At 49.1% G+C, this 20,943-nt stretch carries 14 protein-coding genes; 11 read left to right on the top strand and 3 right to left on the bottom strand.

Features of this window, described 5'->3' with window-relative positions:
• Positions 1-110: 110 nt before the first annotated feature.
• The 3 genes from EKM84_RS05210 to EKM84_RS14150 all read left to right on the top strand — a co-directional run bounded on the left by EKM84_RS05210 (position 111) and on the right by EKM84_RS14150 (position 4,375).
• Positions 111-857: a hypothetical protein gene (locus tag EKM84_RS05210; RefSeq protein ID WP_125764366.1), complete on the top strand. Its 747-nt coding sequence runs from the start codon at positions 111-113 to the stop codon at positions 855-857.
• A 1,441-nt stretch (positions 858-2,298) separates the two neighbouring features.
• Complete coding sequence (locus EKM84_RS05215) at positions 2,299-3,993, top strand: oleate hydratase (protein ID WP_125764368.1); 1,695 nt, start codon at positions 2,299-2,301, stop codon at positions 3,991-3,993.
• 211 nt (positions 3,994-4,204) lie between these two features.
• Positions 4,205-4,375, top strand: a complete 171-nt coding sequence (locus EKM84_RS14150) for a hypothetical protein (RefSeq protein WP_164511322.1) — start codon at positions 4,205-4,207, stop codon at positions 4,373-4,375.
• A gap of 63 nt (positions 4,376-4,438) precedes the next feature.
• Here the strand turns inward: EKM84_RS14150 and lepB are convergent, their stop codons facing one another.
• The gene (gene lepB / locus EKM84_RS05220; RefSeq protein ID WP_125764370.1) at positions 4,439-5,023 is read right to left on the bottom strand and encodes a signal peptidase I; all 585 of its coding nucleotides are present in this window, start codon (positions 5,021-5,023) and stop codon (positions 4,439-4,441) included.
• A gap of 282 nt (positions 5,024-5,305) precedes the next feature.
• On the opposite strand from lepB, the gene EKM84_RS05225 reads away from it, so the two are divergent.
• The 3 genes from EKM84_RS05225 to EKM84_RS05235 all read left to right on the top strand — a co-directional run bounded on the left by EKM84_RS05225 (position 5,306) and on the right by EKM84_RS05235 (position 8,893).
• Positions 5,306-5,698 carry a cytidine deaminase gene (locus tag EKM84_RS05225; RefSeq protein WP_125764372.1) on the top strand — a complete coding sequence of 131 codons (393 nt, stop codon included), beginning with the start codon at positions 5,306-5,308 and terminating at the stop codon, positions 5,696-5,698.
• 1,366 nt (positions 5,699-7,064) lie between these two features.
• Complete coding sequence (locus EKM84_RS05230) at positions 7,065-7,418, top strand: PadR family transcriptional regulator (RefSeq protein ID WP_125764374.1); 354 nt, start codon at positions 7,065-7,067, stop codon at positions 7,416-7,418.
• 2 nt (positions 7,419-7,420) lie between these two features.
• Positions 7,421-8,893, top strand: coding sequence for a DUF4097 family beta strand repeat-containing protein (locus tag EKM84_RS05235; RefSeq protein ID WP_125764376.1), 1,473 nt, complete (start codon positions 7,421-7,423; stop codon positions 8,891-8,893).
• Positions 8,894-9,226: 333 nt separating this feature from the next.
• On the opposite strand, the gene EKM84_RS05240 is transcribed toward EKM84_RS05235, so the two are convergent.
• Positions 9,227-9,469 carry a hypothetical protein gene (locus EKM84_RS05240; RefSeq protein ID WP_225418147.1) on the bottom strand — a complete coding sequence of 81 codons (243 nt, stop codon included), beginning with the start codon at positions 9,467-9,469 and terminating at the stop codon, positions 9,227-9,229.
• Between the two features lie 254 nt (positions 9,470-9,723).
• Between EKM84_RS05240 and EKM84_RS05245 the strand changes: the two genes are divergently transcribed.
• Positions 9,724-10,254 (top strand): MarR family winged helix-turn-helix transcriptional regulator, encoded by a 531-nt coding sequence (locus tag EKM84_RS05245; protein WP_125764380.1) that lies wholly within the window; start codon positions 9,724-9,726, stop codon positions 10,252-10,254.
• Positions 10,255-10,728: 474 nt separating this feature from the next.
• Here the strand turns inward: EKM84_RS05245 and EKM84_RS05250 are convergent, their stop codons facing one another.
• Positions 10,729-11,253 carry a DUF1440 domain-containing protein gene (locus tag EKM84_RS05250; RefSeq protein ID WP_125764382.1) on the bottom strand — a complete coding sequence of 175 codons (525 nt, stop codon included), beginning with the start codon at positions 11,251-11,253 and terminating at the stop codon, positions 10,729-10,731.
• A gap of 561 nt (positions 11,254-11,814) precedes the next feature.
• On the opposite strand from EKM84_RS05250, the gene EKM84_RS05255 reads away from it, so the two are divergent.
• The 4 genes from EKM84_RS05255 to EKM84_RS05270 all read left to right on the top strand — a co-directional run bounded on the left by EKM84_RS05255 (position 11,815) and on the right by EKM84_RS05270 (position 20,864).
• Positions 11,815-15,420, top strand: a complete 3,606-nt coding sequence (locus tag EKM84_RS05255) for a MucBP domain-containing protein (protein ID WP_125764385.1) — start codon at positions 11,815-11,817, stop codon at positions 15,418-15,420.
• On the top strand, positions 15,413-16,831 hold the full coding sequence (locus EKM84_RS05260) for a hypothetical protein (protein ID WP_125764387.1): 1,419 nt from the start codon (positions 15,413-15,415) through the stop codon (positions 16,829-16,831). Before EKM84_RS05255 ends, EKM84_RS05260 begins: the two co-directional genes overlap by 8 nt.
• A 13-nt stretch (positions 16,832-16,844) precedes the next feature.
• Positions 16,845-18,071 carry a hypothetical protein gene (locus EKM84_RS05265; protein WP_125764389.1) on the top strand — a complete coding sequence of 409 codons (1,227 nt, stop codon included), beginning with the start codon at positions 16,845-16,847 and terminating at the stop codon, positions 18,069-18,071.
• Positions 18,072-18,593: 522 nt separating this feature from the next.
• Positions 18,594-20,864 carry an ATP-binding cassette domain-containing protein gene (locus EKM84_RS05270; RefSeq protein ID WP_125764391.1) on the top strand — a complete coding sequence of 757 codons (2,271 nt, stop codon included), beginning with the start codon at positions 18,594-18,596 and terminating at the stop codon, positions 20,862-20,864.
• Positions 20,865-20,943 lie beyond the last annotated feature (79 nt).

A 20,943-nucleotide genomic window follows, 5' to 3' on the forward strand; every position in this document is an offset into this window, starting at 1 on the left:
GTTTTTCAGTCGTTTTTAGGAGATTATTCCGGTTACTTTTTTCCGTGCGTGATATGATACCTAGTGAATTCAGGGATGGATTCACCATATAATCTACGGGGGGAATTGTTATGATGAAGAAAGTTGCAATGATTGCTGCGGCAGCTGCGATGGTATTACCTTTAGGGTTAGGCGCCATCGCACCCGCCCAAGCTGAAACGACGGCCTTTGCGGCTGCTAAAGTAGCTGCGAAGAAGACGACTTTGACGCTAGTAAGTAGCAAAGCCATCAAGAAGGCGGCCTTCCACGTGAAGAGCGGCAAGCCAGCCCTGTATAGCGCAGCGTTTGCGGCCGACAAAGCCAAAGTAACCATGGCTAAGAAGGGGACCTTAGCTGGTGGTGCCACTTACTACGCAACCAAGAAGATCGTGGTAAAGACCAAGGCAACCAAGACGGCCAAGGCCAAGAACGTCACTTACGCTTACATCAAGAGCGCTAACGGCAAGGTCAAAGGCTGGGTCGCCCTTTCCAAACTGACTGCGGGTAAATTTATGGCCGCAGATGGCAAGAAAGTGGTTAAGGCTGCCGACAAGATCTCTAGCAAGACCTACACGCTGGTAAAGGCAACGAATTTGAAGAAGAAGGCTTACCACTTTAAGGCGAACCAACCAGCTGTCTTTAGCGGCAAATTCGCTGCTAACCAGTCCAAAGTGACTTTAGCTAAGAAGGGCGTTTTACCAGAAAGCAAGACCTTCTACGCAACGAAGAAGATTACCATCAAGCAAAACAAGAAGAACGTGGCCTACTTGTACATCACTAAGGAAGGCTGGGTTAAGGCTTCTACGTTGACTGCTGGCAAGTTCATGGCGGCTGACTAAGGAAAAGACCTCGGTAGGTTTTAAAAATGGCGCGGGGATGCGGTCCCACGCCATTTTTGTGTGGCCGGTCAATATAACAAAATTTGTAAAGGGTCCGCCGTGCTATTTGCGCAGCATCATGGTAGACTTAAGCCAATCAAAAAGGGCCGCCGCGTGTCAGCACGACCACCCTCCCTGGCTTCAGTTGCAAAACAGTGGCTAGCGACAAACGATAAAGATAACCTTCCGCCGCAGAGCTAAGTGTTTGGGAAGGTTATTTTTTTTGAGTATGATCACGATGGTCTTTGTAGATAGCGAATATCAATGCAAGCACCGATACGCCTACGCCACACCATGTAGCCAAAGCTGAAGCCTCTTTTGTTGGATTTAGTCAAAGACCCATCCCCTTAAGAAACAAAACAGCCACCGTTCCCGCAACGTTCACAAGACCCAGCATACCAGACAATGGGTGAATAACTGGTCTAGACGTCTTACAAATTGCCTTATAAAAACGTTGAAGCCATTCCGGCCGATATTACAGTATTTGTAAGGGGGCAACGCGGTAATCGTGAGGTAAAGGTGGGTGACTTTGAGTTGTTCCAGTAGAGATATTGGCAACGAACAACAACAGCTTTCTCGTCACACGGCTAAATGATACGCGGGAAGGTTATTTTTTGATTACGATCACGATGGTCTTTGTAGATAGCGAATATCAATGCAAGCACTGATACCCCTACGACACACCGTGTATCTAGTGACAGATAACCTTCCGCCGCAGTGCTAAATGTTTGGGAAGGTTATTTTTTTTGCGAAAAATTCCGTAGAAATTAACGGTTACGGTTAAATCACGGGTAGTCAGAATGATTACATCCAGCTAATCATCACGGTTAGTCTGGTTGAAATCAGACCCAAAACTGTTGACCAAGCGGCGCCAAATTTGCCTACTGCGGGTAGTTACGGATTAAACCAGTGTGAGCCGCAGGGGCGGTGAAAAGGTGACCGTAAGTGTGAGTGACCAGAGGTGGCCCAAGGTGACCAGCTGTGTCGGTGGTCTTAACTGAGTGATTTTTCTCAGTTTAGAGCACGGGACGACCTTGGAAACTCGCGGGTCTTGCGAGGTTTCAAGGCGAGGTGGAAGCCCGTTCCTTAGGCTGGAACCGGTCCCCACAGCAGGGCACCTTGAGGCCACCGCCGGGAACGGAAATCTGGCCCGGCTCATTTTCACCGTCCCGGAGGCGACATTTTTAACCCACACCTAATCATTTAGATAAGCCGGCAATCAAGATTGGATCGTCCAATTTCACCGAAAAATTATGACACGACCTGTTGCAATTGCCGTTAGATTAAGCTTTCCTAGCGTTTCTTAGAAATAGCTAATTTTCAAAGTAAACGCTTTACAATGCATGACAAAGCAAGCATAATGGAGTCGTAAAAGGCACATGAATCTACGGAGGTGTTTTTGATGGTAAAGACAAAAGCAGTAATGATCGGTGCAGGCTTAGGGAACATGGCCGCAGCGGTTTACCTGATTCAAGAGGCCCATTGGAGCGGCAAGCAAATTACGTTCTACGGGGTCGATATGCATGGGGCCAACGATGGCGGCACGACCAGCGAATTCAATGATGAATACTGGAACAAAAACCATCCTCTAGACAACCAAACGGGGTACGTTGCCCGTGGTGGCCGGATGCTGAATTACCGGACTTACGTTGATTTGATGGACTTACTGGACCGGATTCCTTCCGCAACCGAGGATGGGATGACGGCCGCTGAGGATACCCACGACTTTGACTCGCATCACCAGACCTATGACAAGGCCCGTCTGTTGCAGGGTGGCAAGGGCATCATCGACGGCGGCAAGCTGGGTCTGAACAACAAGGACCGGGTCTTGCTCTCCAAGTTAGTCTTAATGCCAGATGAAGAAGAAACCAAACTAGACAATATCACGATTGCGGAATACTTTAAGGACGATCCACACATGTTCCAAACCAATTTCTGGTACATGTGGGAAACGACTTTCGCCTTTAGAATTGAAAGCTCCGTCCAAGAATTACGGCGTTACATGCACCAAATGATTTATGAATTTACGCAAATTGAACACTTGGTGGGGGTCAACCGGACCCGTTACAACCAATTTGAAAGTATCATGTTACCGTTGATCAACTACTTGAAAGATCAAGGCGTGACCTTTATTGATAACCGCATCGTCACGGACTGGGAATTTGCGGACAGTGCCTTACAAGACGAAATCACGGTTACCGGTTTGCACATCAAGAATTTGGAAACGGACAGTGAAGACTTAGTCGACATTGATGACGACACCGCCGTGATCTTTACCAACGGATCCATCACCGACTCCGCTACCATGGGGGACTACAACACGCCGGCCCGGGAAAACATGGAATACGGCATCAGTGCCGCTCTCTGGAAGAAAGCCACGGAACGCTTCTACAACCTGGGAACGCCAGACAAGTTCTTTAACGACCGGAAGAATTCCGAATGGGTCAGCTTCACGTTGACCACGAAGAACCACCTGCTGTTGAACGAAATTACCCGGATCACCACGCAAGTGCCTGGGAACGCGTTGAACTCCTTCCTGTCCACGACGCCAATCACGCCACTGGGCCAGAAGGATGTGAACATGTCCATCGTGGTTCACCACCAGCCACACTTTACCACCCAGAAGCCAAACGAATCCGTTATCTGGGGCTACTTCCTGTACCCACGGCGGACGGGTGAGTTCGTCCACAAGCAGTACATCAAGATGACCGGTAAGGAAATGGCCCAAGAACTGATTGGGCAACTGTCCAAGGTCGACCCTGGTCCCGTTAACATCAAGAGTAAGGAACCAGAAATCATGGACAGCATCATCAACAACATTCCGGTTTACATGCCATACGCCTCAGCCCTGTTCAACAACCGGGCAAAGACCGACCGGCCAGAAGTCATTCCGGCACATTCCACGAACTTGGCCTTCACGGGTGAATTTGCGGAACAGCCTTACCAAATGATCTTCACGGAACAAAGCGCCGTTCGTTCGGGTGAAATTGCCGCTTACCACTTTACGGGCATCTCGATGGATAACTTAGTCGATACGCCACGGTACGACAAGGATCCGAAGACGTTGCTGAAGGCGACGAGAAGAATGTTTAGCTAAACAATTAGGGGTAGGGGCCGGTTTAAGTGGCGCAGTCCTCCTTGCGACGGCCATCGCTTATGTTGTGGGCACAACGCCCTTACCCTGGAAATGAAGGAACCGACCTGATTGGGTTGGCTCCTTTTTTGTTGGAAAATTGAAGGGGCTTGGCTAGTCTTGTTGCGCCAAGGATGTTAGACTATCCTCAATACAGCAATCGAGGAGGCCCATCGTGACAGAGGTAGACGCCCAAAATAACCATCACCAACCAGAATCGACTGATCAAGACCACGAAAAACTAACGGGGTTAGAGGAGGCGCTCGCTGATGTGAAAGCGGGACGCGTCACGACGTTTAGTAGTGTAGAAGAATTTTTTGCTTTTTTGGATCGTCCAGAAGACTAGCAAACCAAACAAAAATGACAGCCCAATCATCGCTGATTGTGGCTGTCATTTTTGTCGGCGTACTTAACTCGCCAAGCTATTCACATTGGTTCGATGTTCCGTGGTTCCTTGCCAGAAAGGTACTTTAACCACACCCATCACCTTGTTGGCACTGACGTAGCCCCAGGCCCGGCCGTCCTCGGAGACACTGCGGTGGTCCCCCAAGACGAAATAGTGGCCCTTAGGCACCCGGTTGCCCTTGTAGGTCCAGTTGCCCTTTTGTGCCAGGGAACTCAGCGTCCAATCGCCGGTTCCCGTGGTCCGTTCATTCTGATTGATGAAGGACTGATTGATTTTTTTATTATTGACGTAAATGTAGCCGTTTTGGCTGACGACCTTGTCGCCGGGCAGGCCAATCACGCGCTTGACGTAGTTGGTGTTCTTGGCCGCAGCGGGATCCTCGCCATAAGCGTCGAAGACAATCACGCTGAGGCGTTTTAACTTAAGCGGCTTGACCACGACCATCCGCTCCTTATCGACGAGGTTGGGTTCCATGGAGTCCCCCGAAACCTTGACGACCTCAAACAGGAAGGTCCGCACCAGCACCACTAGGATGAGCGCGATTAAAATGGGGATGATCCAACTAAAAACACTGCGTAACACTTTCATGAAGTTATTTCTCCTTGGTTAATTAGGGTTAGGGGCCAATCACCAGTTACCAGTGATTCTGGGGCAGGCAGGATGACCACAACCCACGGCGACCGCTAAATTCAAGCGACTGATGTCTGTGGTCAATTCTAGCATAGTGGACCCCCGCGTTAGCCCGTTTAGGCGGCCGTTTAGGAAAAAATTAAGTAAACCCCAAGAAAATTCGTTCAAATGGTAGCGTTTCCAGTGAAAATATGTAACAATAAGGACGTAAACCGTTTTATTAACGAAGGAGGATTCATCATGGCTGATAAACAAGAATTGTTAAAAGTCGCAACTGACATGCTCGACAAGGCATACACCCCCTACTCTCATTTTCACGTCGGTGCAGCAGCGGTCGGTGCCAGTGGCAAGATCTACGGTGGCTGTAATATCGAAAACGCTTCGTACGGTGCCACCAACTGTGCCGAACGGACGGCAATCTTCTCCGGTATCGCTGCGGGTGAAAAACACTTCACGGCTTTGCTGGTGACTGGGAACACGGATGGTCCAATTGCCCCTTGTGGGATTTGCCGTCAGGTTATTTCCGAATTCTTTGATGCCGATGCGCCAATCTACCTGACCAACCAGAAGGGTGCTTTCACGGAGACCACGGTTGAGGGCATCCTCCCCGGCGCCTTCGTCGACTTGAACTAATTGTAAATGGTCGTTGCCAGTGCCTCCGGGAGAGTGAAAATAGGACCGGAACGCTGTGGGCGCACGCCCGGAGCCAAGGGGCGGTCTCCGCGCTTACTTTGAGCCGAAGAACACGTCTCAAAGATAGCAATGTCCTAAGTAGCCAAGCGCGCTACTAAGGACATTCCCACGGCTGGACCTATTTTCCCTCTCCCTGCGGCTGATACTGGCAGCTTCCATTTACGTTTGATGTTCAATCGCGGTTGCTTGTGGCTCTAGTTGATGATAATGGTTAAGCAAATCGCTCCCGGCGGCGGGTTCAAGGTGCCCTGCTATGGGGCCGGTTCCAGCCGAAGGGCGGGCTTCCACCTCAACTTTGAGCCAAAGTGCGGTCTCAAAGGTTGTCCCGTGGGCTAGGCTGGAAAAGAACTCCAGCCTAGCCCACCGACACAGCCGGGAACCTTGACCCACCTCTGGTCGCTGACACGGATGTGGCCATTTACGGTTGTTCAATGAGCTTGGTTTTGTCCTTTCCACTTTTCTTGTGATTAGGGACGACACCATCCATTGAAGATTAGTGTTGAGGCGCGATCACTTGCGCCTGATGAGCGACCACAGATTGTTAGGTTAGTTAAATTTTTGAATACTTAGAATGTGACGCTCAGTAGAAACTTGCTGGGCGTTTTTTTGTCGTGGAGTGGGAAGGCGGCTATGGATTTGGTGCGGGTTAAACCCCTGTCAGCCGCAGGGATGGTGAAAATGAACCGTGCTGGTGGCTGTCAGTGACCAGAGGCGGGCCAAAGCGACCGGCTGTGTCGATGGTCTTAGTAGAGTGAACTTCTCTACTTAGAGCATGGGATGACCTTGGAAACTCGCGAATCTCAGCGAGGTTTCAAGGCAAGGTGGAAGCCCGCTTCTCAGGCTGGAACCGGCCCCACAGCAGGGCACTTTGAGCTCGCCGTCGGGAACGAACGCAAACGCGTTCCGGTTCATTTTCACCATCCCGGAGGCGAAGTTTCTAGCCCACCCCCCAACCCCAAACCAAACCCAAAGCGACTTAGCTGAAATCGTAAAATCCAACGCACAACCTGAGCCGGAGAAAGCCAGGACGGAGCCAGCTGTGTCGAGGGTGTTAGTCGGCGTTTCTGAGCCGGCTTACAGCCTGGGGCAACCTTTTAGACTTGCATGATCCTCGCAAGGCTAAAAGTTGAGGTGGGAGCCTGCTCCTCAGGCGGGAACCGACCCCACAGCAGGCGCAGTCCTGGAAGCCGCAGGCGGCCACTCGCACACAATCCGAACCAATTTTACTATTTCAGATAAATTACTTTGACACACACAGTAGTACGTGATACAGTAGTCTCATCAAAACAGAAAAGGAAGTGGCAGCATGGCTGAGGTTATTTCCAAAGATTTAATCCGGGGCCATACGGATACGATTATTTTAAACATCCTGCAGCAGGGAGATAGTTACGGCTATCAGGTGGCTAAGCAGGTGAAGGCGCTGAGTGATGGCCATTACGAGTTGAACGAAGCCACGCTGTACACGGTCTTTCGGCGGTTAAAAAAGAACGGCGCGTTGACGGATTACTGGGGCGATGAGTCACAGGGATCGCGGCGCAAGTACTACCACATCACAGCGGCCGGCACGGATTTATTGCAGGCCAACACGGCGGCCTGGCGGGTGGCTAAGCCAATCATCGACGATTTGATTACGGGCAAGATTACTGAGGAGGACGACTAAGTATGGACGATATCACAATGGAAATTCGCACCCGGCTGGACCAACTATTCAGCCAATACCAACCGTCACGGGCACTGACTGAATTAAAGGAAGAGTTGGTCGGTGACTTGACCGAAGCGGTAACGGATAAGGTCAATCAGGGTCAGGACCCGACCAGCGCTATCGACGAGGCCATGGCTCAGCTGGGCGACATCGATACGCTGCTGAAGGAAGTGGCGGGGGAGGACGACCCGACTAAAAAGGCCGACACCACGGAGCGTGACGACTCGGCCGCGTCCGGTTCTGACCAGGATAGCGACGGTGAAACCATTCATATTGACAACACCGGTGATGAGTCTCGTGTCCAAATTGGTAAGCTGCAAATTCACGGCGACAAGGTGACCTGGGGTGACCACGTGCTGGTTGACGGGGACAATGAGAAGGTCGATCTTGGCAAATTGGTCCAGGTCGATGACGACCACGTAACGGTGGCTGACGGCTTGGTCGACGTAAATGGCGATGACGTCAAAGTCAATGGCGAGCGGCCACGGCGGACCTACGTCGAATCTTTGCGGTTGGTCAACACGCAATCATTTGCTATCGATGACATTAATGAACTCGACATTAACTACCGCGATGCGGCGGTCAAGTTGGGACCGGCCAACGCCAATCAAATTGTGGTCAACGAGTACATGAGCCGCGACAACAGCCGTTACTACCTGCGGGCAACCCGGCACGGCAAGTTGTTGGCCATCAAGCAGGGTGACCGGCCGCGGTTGTGGCCACTTCACGCCCGGACTGAAATTTTCCTGCCCGCTGATTTAGCAGGCAAGGTCCTGGTTCACGCCGGCAACGGCAGTTTGGAAATCAGCGACTTGCGGGCCGACTTAGCCGTCGATGCACACGCCACGAACGGCAGTGTGCGGGCCTTCGACGACCACCTGAAGCAGTTGAAAATGCACTCGACCAATGGCTCCGTGCGGCTCGACCAAGTAACGGCTGCGACTGACCTGTTCAGTAAGAACGGCAGCGTCACGGTGCGTGAGGGTGCCGGGGACGTCCGCGTTGAATCCAGTAACGGCGCGGTCCGCCTTTACGATCACGTCGGGAATGCCGATGTACAGAGTCACAACGGCGCCATCAAGCTGGACGGCGTTACGGGGCAGATTCATGCAGCCACGGCCAATGGGGCCATTCGCGGCAAGAACGTGAACGGCGGGGGCATCTTCAGCACCGGCAATGGTAGCGTGAACTTACAGCTGACTGGTCTGACCAGTGACGTGTCCGTCGAGAGTGGTAGTGGCAGTGCCACCTTGCAGATGCCGTTACTGACGGACTACCAATTTGACGCGAAGAATTGGAGCGCTAGCGTCAAGGTGCCAGAAGAAGCGAAATTAAGCCTCGCTGACGACCACCACAAGATTGGGACTGTGGGGGAGAACGCCGAACATCGCGTGACCATTCAAGCCAGCTCTGGTAGTATTCGCTTAAGTTAGAATGCCTTAAAAAAAATCCGTGGACAGTCAATCTAATTGACTGTGCACGGATTTTTTAGGGCAATTGGTTTAGGCCACTCAATTAATCAATCTATGTAACTTTCTAATTGTTACCAGTTCACTTAAACTGTGGTCAAATTTTTAGGCCATGAGGGTTTATAATCTAGGTAGACTAGGACTAACTTAAAAGGGACTTTTTCGGAATTTGCGGATTGCCGAAAAAGCCAGACGGATTAAATGAAGACAGCGTTTTCTTTGAATTGTAAAGAAAAAGCCAACAATTTAGCAAAAAGGGGTTTATTTTTTGCTGGGGAGAGGCGATACTAGAAGAAGTTACTGACGAGAGCCCTCGTAGAGATGCCACCAAGATTGTAATTGGTGTAAGTGCACTTGGCTGATCCCGGTCAGGGGAATTTCCCGAGAATGGCCCGCAGCTAAACCGAGGTAAACGGTGGAAGCTGAAACGTAGTCGACGGTTCCCGTATACGTAACGTTGTTGAATATTAGCGTGGTCACTTGATTGTTTTGATAGGCTAGTTGGAGTAGGTGTTTAATTGGCTGGCTAACACGTTGCATGATAATCATCACGTCCTTGATGAAATAAGATTAATTTCATTATAGAACATCCGTTCGCTTTTTGAAACCCAATTTTTAATATTACTGGATAACTTAATTTAATGGTAAAATGTACGGAGGGTTGTCCATTTGGGAAAAGCTGACCGGTGACGGGCGGAATTTCATCAGCTAAAATTAAGACCCATAGCTGTGCGCAATCAAAGGACATAAATGACAGCGCCTGGCGCTGGACTAGAAGGAGTAATGGACTGATAATGACAGAATCGACTAATGAGGCTGTAACCGAAGCTGAACTGAAAAAAGAATTTGACGATCTTTACATGCACATTTTCAAATATATTGGTGACTTTGTCTCCATCCCTACGCAGAAGTATAACCTCACCTTCGAAGCGTTCATGGTCATGGACAATGTCGCCCGAAGCAAGAACGGCCAAACTTTGGTTGAACTCGCTAAATTAGAAGGCGTCTCTAAGAGTGCCATTGCTCGCCAAGTCAACGTTTTGTTGAAAGAAAACTACGTGATGCAAAAGGTTGACCCTAACGACCGTCGGGTGAAGTACATTACCTTGACGGCTGCCGGGAGCCGGGTTCAACGGAACCTCTCCCAAGCCACTGACGAAAGGTTCCACCGTTGGTTAGAATTTTTCGGTGGCAAGGACGAAGCCGAACGCTTCATCAAGGTGCTGCACCAAGCCAACGAACGGGCCGTCGCTGCCGGATTTGTCGGCTTCGACAGTCTGCACGACAAGCGCCGGAACTCCAACCGGAGCCACACGAATCACTAGTAAATAAGTAAACTGTTGAAAAGGCGTGGGCAGTCCACGTCCTTTTGACTGCGTAAAATTAAAAACGGTGTGACCTTGAGAAATTTCTCGGTCACACCTTTTTTTGTTGTCGAAATGTTGGCGCCACATAAATTGTATCAAAAAAGTTCAGTCAGCGGGATCGGTCTTTGGGGCCAAAGACTAGGTAAGTGCTAACTGAACCAGCGTGATACATAAGCTTAAGAGAAACCAGAAACCACAGCGCAAATAAACACCAGTGTAGGGGATGGAGGCGGAGGGGGTCAGGTACGAGCAACGGTGTCGGTGTTCTTAGATTGCGCGGGTTGGGCGCAACCTTAGAACACGGGCCAACCTTCCAGACGTGATTTATCGGCTGGAAGTTGCCCTGAAGACCGTCTCTCAGGCTTCAGGTCTGCCCCACCAGCGTCGAAATCCTTGACCTGTCGTAGCCGGAATCCCCGGACAACAAGCAGGTTATTTACGGCGTTGGCTCTCGCGGGTTAGACGGCGGTAGACCTCCGCTCCCACCAGATCGTTCGTGACCATCCACACGATGTGGCCTAGCGATTCGGACACGTGTTCCTCCGTAGGTTGGTCCTCAGCAGCGGGAACGGTACCCATGGCTGGCATGATGCCAAGGTGGAAGGCGACCCAGATGGCGAGGCCAAACCAGGTGCCAGCGTCTTTTTTTACGTCCGGAATCTTCTCACCGATGATTTGGTAAAGTACGGCAAACGTGGTCGAGAAGCCAAAATGAATCACGTAGCTGACCCACGGCAATTGTTGGCCGGAGTAGGTGTAGGTGGCGTGCGTCACCTTAGCAGGGATGCCGAATTGTTCCAGCAAACGCTGAGGTGGGTTGGTGGCGTTGCGTTCCTCAGTGCGGGGTGGCAGGACGTTTTCCCAGCCGAGCTTAACTAAGCCGGAAACAATCCCGGCCGCGCCGCCAGCGATGACGGCTGCGCGGAGATTCAATGGATGACGTTTAAAAAGAGACATGGAAGATTCCTCCTTCGGAATAGTTGCTACGACCTAAATTATAGCCTTTCGGAGATAGGATTGGGGCAGATTTGTTTGTGGATTTTGGAACATATGGTTTAAAGGGGCGGAAGAGAAAAGTTGATTTTAGACAGATTAGATAATATGTACCCGTAAAATTATTTAATTATAGGACGTCAGTTGTTGTAACGGTAAATTGAATAGTTAGTCATGGATTAGCCATGCAAATGGTCGGGTTTTAAAACATTTTCGACATTTAAGCTTGCTTTTAGTTTAGGGGAGGTGCATTATAAGAAACAGTTCGAGTTTATCTTTCAACTTTTGAATTGATGATGAATGTTGAGTGAAAAAACGTGATGTCATGGCATTTAGACAGCACATGAAATTCATGCGGACACACATGTGAATTGAGTAACAATCACGACTTTCACCATAACTCCTTACCTGTGAGAACGATTTGTGCGAATCGATTCCATAGGTAAGTTAAGCAAACATTCAAGGATCTTATCAATTAAAAAGTCAGAAAGATAGGCTTCACCAAATAGTAGGGGGGACTGACTTATGCAGTCAAGAAACAAAGTCATGGACACTAGAAACAATGTCCAGGTAAAAAAATGTACAAAGTCGCTAAACTACGGTCTTTTGGCCGGTACGATTCTCTTAGGCCTTAGTCTGGGACTGGTTCCAGCTAAAGCGTCAACGACCGATGATGCCGCGGTTAATGCCACCACGCCTAAGGTAGATGATACACAAACGGTGGGTGAAACGCCAGCAACGCAACCAGCTGCGGTCTCATTGGGCAAAACCAATACTGAAACACCAGCCGCACCTAAAGCGCCTGCCAAATCAGTAGAGAAGCCAGTCACGGCTGTTCAGCCGCAAAAGCCTGTTACCGTGGACTCCAAGACAAACGCAGAAGACGCAACACCTGAATCGCCAGTTACAGCCGACAAGAAGGAATTAGCCAGAGAGGCACCAGTGGCTGCCGATGCAGCGGTGCCGGCTGATACGGATACATCAACCGATGCAGGCACATCAACTGACACCTCAAAACCAGCTAATGATACGACTACGCAAACAGATTATGCTAGTGCCACGCCCATTACGGACAATCCCAAGGCCGTGGTTCCCGATGGCACTCAAAAACTTGATGGCAAGTACGCCTTCATTCCTAAATTTAACGGGAGTGGAACGACAGCAGTTTCAGTGATTGGAACCGAAAAGGCTGTGACCAAGAAGAATACGATTGCCGCAGATCTGGTCAACGCGACCAAAGGACAAGTGGGCTTTAAATACACTAATGTCGGGTTTGACGCCGCCGGCAACAGTATGGATATGAACATTCTTTATACCGACTGGGGTCGTTTGGACCAAACGGATCCGGCTTACGTGGAGACCTATACCACGATGATTTATTCAAACTTCCGGGGTGCCGGTTGGGGCGATGTGACCTACGAGTTTGTCCGCAGTGATTCCGGCAACCCGGAGAATGTCACGGGCTTGATGACCTTGACTGATATCGACGGTAATCAAACGGTTAGCGTCACGGATAGTCAATGGGCCGGTATCGATAACCTCTATATCCCCAAAGGCGATGACCCAATGAGCGGTCAAAATGATAACTGGCTACGGTACACGGAAAATGATGGCTACGTGACCATCGTCTCACCAGATTCGGGGAATACACCTTCTGATGGACAATATTCAATGTTGACTTTTACTTATACCAATCAAAGTTCCTTAACGTTCCGGTACAGTGATGGGACTGATGGCACGGTACCAACCAAGTTGACGGCGTGGGGCGTTAATTACATTCCCCAAAAGCCGTTGGCCACGGCAACGGTTACGCCAACCATCACCGTCAGTGATAGTGATGAAACGACCGTCTTACGGGATACTGTTAAGGATGGCGAATCCACTTTTACATATAACATCAACCAGGTTATTCCAGATGAGTGGGCGCAATTTTATTATGGTAGCATCGCACTCACGGGGACCTTGCCTAAAAACACCAGTGTGACCAATTTCAAGGTGTTGGATGAGGTCGGTAATGACGTCACCCAGCACTTTACCAATGAGAGTACCGGGCAAACCTTCAAAGCCACCGTTAACGCAGATTACTTACAGAGTGGTGATTTCTATGGCCACCGGTACACAATTCAGCTGAATATGAGCGTGCCACAAACGGATAACGTGCAACAACTGAGCTTTAAGATGGCAACCACAATTGACGGCGATACCAAGGCGTCTAATTCAGTGACGACATTGGTTGATAAGAAACATTATTTGGTGACCCATTATTACGTTCAGGGAACCACCACGTCAGTCGCGCCCGACCAACGGCAACGAGTCATCTATGGGTCAAGCTATACGACGAATGACCAGACGCTGGATAATTACCGACTAGTTGGTCAGATTCGGACTAGTGGGACCTTTACCGATGAAAATCAAGCAGCTATCTATGAGTATGCGCCGCTAACGGTCTCGATTCCGGTCAAGTACGTTGATCAAAGAGGCAAAGAAATTTCACCCGCAACGAATCTCACGGGGCGCTTGGATACTCTTTATGACGCCAACAATTTGAAGCGTGATTTGACCGGCTATGACTTGAAATCTGTCGAAAATGTGACGGGAACCTATGCGGAGAATAATGCCGCAATTATTTTCCATTATCAGGCTAAGACCATCACGATTAAAATTCACGACATTGATAATTACGAAAACAACTTGGATAAGGAATTGGGTCTTACCCGCACGATTCAAGGCCTGTATAACGATCCTTACCAGTTGTCAGTTTTAGATGTGCCGCAGTGGAGTGAAATCTATTCGGGTGCGAAGTCGTTGCTGTCGGGAACTTATTCGGAGAATCAGACGATTACGTTGCATTACAAGCAGGCTTGGAATCAAAATTTTGATAATTATGACGGTTCAGAAACGATTCCAGTTTTTAATGGCTTGGATAAATTTCTGGGAGTTATGCAAGTTCACCCTGATAAACATGAAGATGTTACAACTGTTTTAATTAAACCAAAGGGTAAATATTTAGTTGGAACACTCGATGATGACACTAACGTTGAGACATTCCACCAACAGGCAGTTGTCACTAAGGGAAAGTCCGTGACAATTACCAGTAATACCGGTGAAAAGATCCGCGTATCAGTCTCGAAGTCCGGCGCAATCACCATTGCTCAGCTGAACAGCAAAACTTTACCAGTAGCCGACCGGGCAACAGTTAATGCCAAGGGTAACGAGATCAAGCAGTATATTGATACCAAAAGCGCTGTGAATGGCTTAAAGAGCACAGTTCTTTCAGAGAATGGGGAGTACAGCTTTCAAAAGGCCACGCAGTCTTGGCCGAATGGCTATACGACTAGTTATGACAGTACAAATCCGACTAAGGTTAAAATTACGATTCGTAACGCCAAGGGAAAGATCGTCTACAGTAAGGCAAACTTTAAGCTGACTAAAAATGCCCAAGTTAAGGTTGGGAAAAACCAGTGGATCTTCAAGGGTAACGCCCATGGCGCCTTGAAGGCAGAATTAATTGTTGCCAATAAGGCTGGAAACGGCAAGGCATATACGCAACAACTAACCTTTGGTGGAACGTTGAAGTGGACGAGTGTCGCAAGCATTCGGCATCATCAGGTCACTGGAGTTACGACGTTAACCTACGGCCAATACCGGGAACAGTATTACGATGATGAACCCGCGGCAAGCTCAGCCAAGAGCGGCCACGTTATCGGAACGCAGAAGGTCACAAAGAACAGCAAAGGTCAATGGAAAGTAGCCAGCTTTACCCAACAAGGACAATTAATTGGGAGCACAACCTACCAGTTGCACGCGAGGGTGAAGGTCGCAAGTGACTTTGCGAGACTCTCAGCAAGTGGACAAGCAGATTGGTTGTCTGCACACAGCAGTGTCGTGGCGCATTATAACGGTAATGGTCGAATGATTAATAATAATCGAAGTACAGAAGACAATGATACTAATAATTGGGACGTCCAAAAGGATAGTACAGACTCTTCTCAAGTAACAGCACATCTTGGATTGCCACAGACCGGAGATGACCAATCCAGTTTGATGACTGGCCTAGGAATTTTAGGAATTATTTTTAGCTGGTTATTAGGATTGGGTCGAATTAAGCAGGGGGAACGCAGAGATGATTAAAAAGTTATGGCTAAAAGTATTAGCCTTATCATTGATATTTAGCTTAGTCGCACCTTTGAGTGTTGGAGAAGCAAAGTCTAAGAAGGTACCTGTCGTCCACAAGATAGTGACGATTAAAGACGTCGCACCTAAGAAGAAAGTACCTACACTTAGCATCACTAAAAAGTGGTATCGTCCAAGGTCCTTTCCTAAACATTACCAGGCACAACGTCTGACTGGTAAGGATGCCAAATACTCTGGTCATGAGATAGTAGCTGAAAAGGGTGGCCAATATTACTTAAAACGGTACGGATTTCTGATAGATGGGGCTAGTAAAGGCGGGTACCATCACGTCAAGTTTATTGGACGTCATGCGGAACCGCAAGGTGTTGTTATTGTTCACGGAAGCTTATACATTCAGATGACGTATAAGCATAAAAGAAAGTATTTGAGAAAACATAAGGGAGCAAAAAATCAGCGAAAAGGGCGTATTATTAAGTATAATCTGTCAAAGCTCAATTCAGTTGTAAACAAGAATGGAAAGCATGCGAACATTGTACATGCACTTCAGAAGAGTAAAAAGTATCTCTACACGAAGCACACTAAGAAGGGAGTAAGAAATAAACGAAAGAGGGCTGCTAAAAGGCATTTAAGCAAAACCAATTATAAAATATACTCTGCAATTACCTTTGGACCAATGTATAAAGCGGGACACGGACAGAGCTTTGCATACAATAAAAAACAAGATTGTTTTTATAATGCGAGTTATCGACTAGCGAGTGACAAGCCAAGTAAGAATGGGGCACATCCTTTTAGTCTCCAGAAGATCAGTTTGTCTACGTTAAAGCCAACAAAGATTTGGAGGCTTAATATTAGGTTCATGACGACTAACGTGTACGGAAACTACAAGGCCTATCGATATTTGCAAATGCATGATTTAACTTTTGATGATTCGAATCATTTTTATTTCACACAAATGTATGGGGGGAGACAAAAACCCAAAAATCGAATGAAGATGTACGTTAAAAAGTATAAAGGGGAAAAATTCATCCCAAATCAAAGCTTTTATAAGAGCTTCAATAAGTCAGTAGAAAAATCAGCTTATATTTACCGCGGATATTTGACGAAAAAAAGCGCACATATTAAGTTGGTACAAAAGGTATCTAATTCACTTGGGAGTGTGTCACAAGGGCTTTCTCATGAAAAGACCAAGAAGAAGGATAGAATATTCATTGTCTATGACAACGCATATATGTCATTGCCTACAAAAAAGCTTGGTCATAAGATCTCACAAAAGCAGGTTAACTTTACAGTTTTAAGTTCAAAGTTCCATCGAGAATCTGAAGGCATGGGAATTACTAGCCAAGGGCATGGTTACTTGGTCATGAATCGAAGTGCAGAAGTTGCAAGGACAACCGGAAAAGTTCACTAAGGAGATAGGGATAATGAAACGAAGAACGTTCATGATTTTAGCTATATTGGGCATATCAATAGCTGGCTGTACGAACAATGGATCTCAGGAGAAAGTAGCTTCCGCTAGCAGCTCCTCAAGCAAGGTCAGTACCTCATCAAAGTCATCGTCGAAGGTTGCTCTGCCTGTGGGCAAAATCATTTCACGCAAAAAAATGAATGTTGACGATGCATATAAGGTATCGAGCAAAAAAGCGATTTTTTATCGTAGTCTTAAAGAGTTTGGAACGAAGTCAGGATTTTATTCGAATTATGAAATAGTTCATGGGGCGAATTTGACGTTAGGTGTTTCCGAAAAGATTGTAACCACTAAGGGTGTCTATTTTCACATGGTTAACTATCTTTCAGGTGGATTTGAGAATGATGTGACGCCTGCTGAAGAAAATAAGGCGTACGAAGACCAGGGGTACATTCAGGCCGATTATGTTAAGCCAATAAAAACGGTGACCCAATCATGGACTTATGCTCATAGGCAACCATATTATTTGGCTTATCCATGCAATCACCGAATTTGGACGAGGCCAGCTTATACGGTCCATTACACATATATTTCCCATACGTTTGACCGGTTATCACATACGCAGTTGTATGCGACTAAAGAACTGGTTAAACGAAACGGTTCACACTACCTGTACTTGGAGACGGCGCACCGAAAGTTGGGGTGGGTTTATAAATCACCTAAGGTCCTAGTCAAAGGGAAGTTTGTGGATCCAAGTAAGCAGTTACTTAAGAAGGAAAAGAGCGAGAAATTACAATCACATGTGCAATCAGTAAAATCCACTAAGAGTCGTGTGGGGATTAATGATAGCTTATCCATGCAGCAGCGGGCCTACGTTATCAAAAATAAGAGGGGAAAAATCGTTCGGGTATTGGTTATGGGGATGGATAACCGACCAACTAAAGTCACCTTTAAGAATGGCCAAGCAACTAAGCTGATTAGCTACACGTATCGGCGTAAACCATGGAAGACAACTACAAGTCAAAAGAAATTACGACATTCTTTCTGGGCACACCATATTTACATTGATACGCCAACGACTAAGACGTTCTTTTATTCCCAAAAGAGCAAGAAGCTTTTGATGAATAAAACGATTGGGTCAGATGGGATGGCAACGACAACCATTTATCGGAACGGTACAGTTAAATTTATGACCCATCCGTATAAAGAGATCATTACTTATCCATATGCGAGATTCAAGTAACTATCTCCTGGAGAAGTCATTGGTCACTTGAACGAATCAAACAGAACAGGCTTATCCATTCAGACTAAGTGTCTGTACGGGATAGGCCTGTTTTGTTTCAGGACAGGAGTTAATCTGACGAAGTTATGAGTCACTGGTCGTCCTCGATAGTCACTATCCCCGCACAAAATTTTAGAATATGGTAAGGTGAAACGGTAGCGCGCTGATGGCAGGGTAAGTGATTATCTGACTAACATTACAAGACTATCTGTCATCAACTCAAGTAAAGAGTAGCAAGTACAGACTAACGCCACGACAGCCGCAAAAATACTGAAAATAAGCCAGTACGGTCGATGTAAGTGACCAGAGGCGGGCCAAAGTGACCAGCTGTGTCGGTGGTCTTAACTGAGTGATTTTCTCAGTTTAGCCCACGGGATGACCTTTGAGCCCGCCGCCGGGAACGGACACCACCGCGTACCGGCGGCAGCTTTCACCATTTCCATAACACAGCGTTAGCCCAAAACCATGAGAGGGGAAGAGAAGATGCAACCAACTTTCAAGCAAGGCTTCATTGACATCAAGGATGCCACGCAAAACAACCTGCAGCACGTGAACCTGCGGGTGCCCAAGTACCAGACGACGGTGTTTGTCGGGCTATCGGGGTCCGGCAAGTCTTCGCTGGTGTTTGACACGATTGCGGCGGCCTCACGGCGGGAACTGAACGAGACGTTCCCCAGTTTTACGCAACAGTATTTGCCCAAGTATGGTCAACCGCACGTCGGTGACATTGAGCATCTACCGGTCGCCATCGTCATCGCCCAACAGCGGCTGGGGAAGAATGCCCGGTCGACGCTAGCCACGTACACTGGGATCTATTCACTGCTGCGGTTGTTATTTTCGCGAATTGGTAAGCCCTTCATCGGCTATTCCGACAGCTTCTCGTTCAACCTGCCACAGGGGATGTGTCCGGCCTGCCAGGGCCTGGGCTACGTGGACGACATTGATGAAAGCAAGCTGATCGACCCCGAAAAATCGTTGAATCAGGGCGCCATCACGTTTGTTAGCTTCGGGCCAGATACCTGGCGGTGGCGGCGGTACGCGACCAGCGGGCTGTTTGATGACGACAAGCCCATCAAGGATTACACGGCCGAAGAATATGAGCTGCTAATGCACGCGCCGCAACAGAAGTTGGACCATCCCGGCGAGGGCTTTCCCCGCACGGCGCTGTATGAGGGCGTCGTGCCGCGGATTCGCCGCTCCGTGATTGGCAAGAAGGAAGCCGAACACCACCGCGAGGCCATTGCGGAAATTGTGACCCGCAAGCCCTGTCCCGTTTGCCATGGTACGCGGTTGAAGCCGGAAGTTCTGACCAATCACCTCAACGGCCACAACATCGCCGAGGTTACGGCCATGGACCTGCGCCACGTGTTGGCGTTCTTGCAAGGGATCACCGAACCGCTGGCCGCCGACGTGGTGCGCGAGCTCAGCACCAAGATTCAGTCGCTGGTCGACATCGGCCTGGGCTACCTGACGCTGGATCGCGGTACCAGTTCGCTTTCCGGTGGGGAAGCCCAACGGATCAAGATTGCCAAGTACCTGACCAGCGCCTTGGTCGACATGGTCTACATTTTGGATGAACCCAGTGTCGGGTTACATCCGCACGACATTCAGTTGGTCAAGCAGGCGTTGACTCGGTTGAAGGATAAGGGTAACACCATTTTAGTGGTCGAACATAACCCAGCGATGATCGACTTCGCGGATTATGTCGTCGAAATGGGGCCGTTAGCCGGCAAGGGCGGCGGGACCGTCACGTTTACCGGGACCTATCCGGAACTGTTGGCCTCGGATTCGCTGACCGGTAACTGGTTGCGCCAGGCCCATCACTGGGGCGCAGAACGGCAGCCGACCGGGCATTTAGCCTTACGACACGTCACGCAGAACAACTTACAAAATGTGGACGTCGACGTGCCCCTGGGCGTGATGACCGTCATCTCGGGGGTTGCCGGGTCCGGGAAGTCCTCGTTGGTCACGGCACTGAAGTCGCAGCTCACGGAGGACTATATTGACCTGGCCCAAGCGCCCGTGGGCATCAACATCCGCTCGACGCCGGCCACCTACCTGGGCATTTTGGATGAGATTCGGAAGCTCTTCAGCGATGCCAACGGTCGGGTCGGCACCAGCCTGTTCAGCTATAACGGCAAGGGCGCCTGCCCGCGGTGTAAGGGAAAGGGCGTCACGATTACCAACATGGCGTTCATGGACCCGGTCGTGCAGACCTGTGAGCTGTGTCACGGCCAGCGCTACAGCGAGGAAGCCCTGCAGTATACCTATCAGGATAAAAATATTGCGGAAGTGCTGCAGCTGTCGGTCAAGGCGGCGACGACCTTCTTCCAGGACACGCCCAAGCTCGCCAGTCAGTTGGCCAACCTGGACCGCGTGGGCCTGGGTTACCTGACGTTGGCCCAACCCCTGACGACGCTGTCCGGTGGGGAACTTCAGCGGTTGAAGCTAGCGGTCGAACTGGGCAAGCGGGGGACCATTTACCTGCTGGACGAACCCACGGCCGGCCTGCATTTACAGGACACCGCGCGCCTGTTGAAGCTGTTCAATGAATTGGTTGCGGCAGGCAACTCACTGATCATCATCGAGCACAACCTCGCTGTGATCGGTCAGGCCGACTGGTTGATTGACGTCGGTCCGGATGCCGGGCGCTACGGCGGTCACATCCAGTACAGCGGCACGCCGCGCGAGTCCGTCAACGTGGCCGATTCGCGGACTGGGGTGGCGTTGAAACGCTGGATCGCTGAAAATTAAAAATTGAGGGAATCCGCTGTCTGGTTTGGGGACGGCGGATTCTATTTGTTTGAAAACAAACGCAGGTTTTTACTTGCAT

This window comes from Levilactobacillus mulengensis (assembly GCF_003946045.1).
Taxonomy (GTDB): Bacteria; Bacillota; Bacilli; order Lactobacillales; family Lactobacillaceae; genus Levilactobacillus; species Levilactobacillus mulengensis.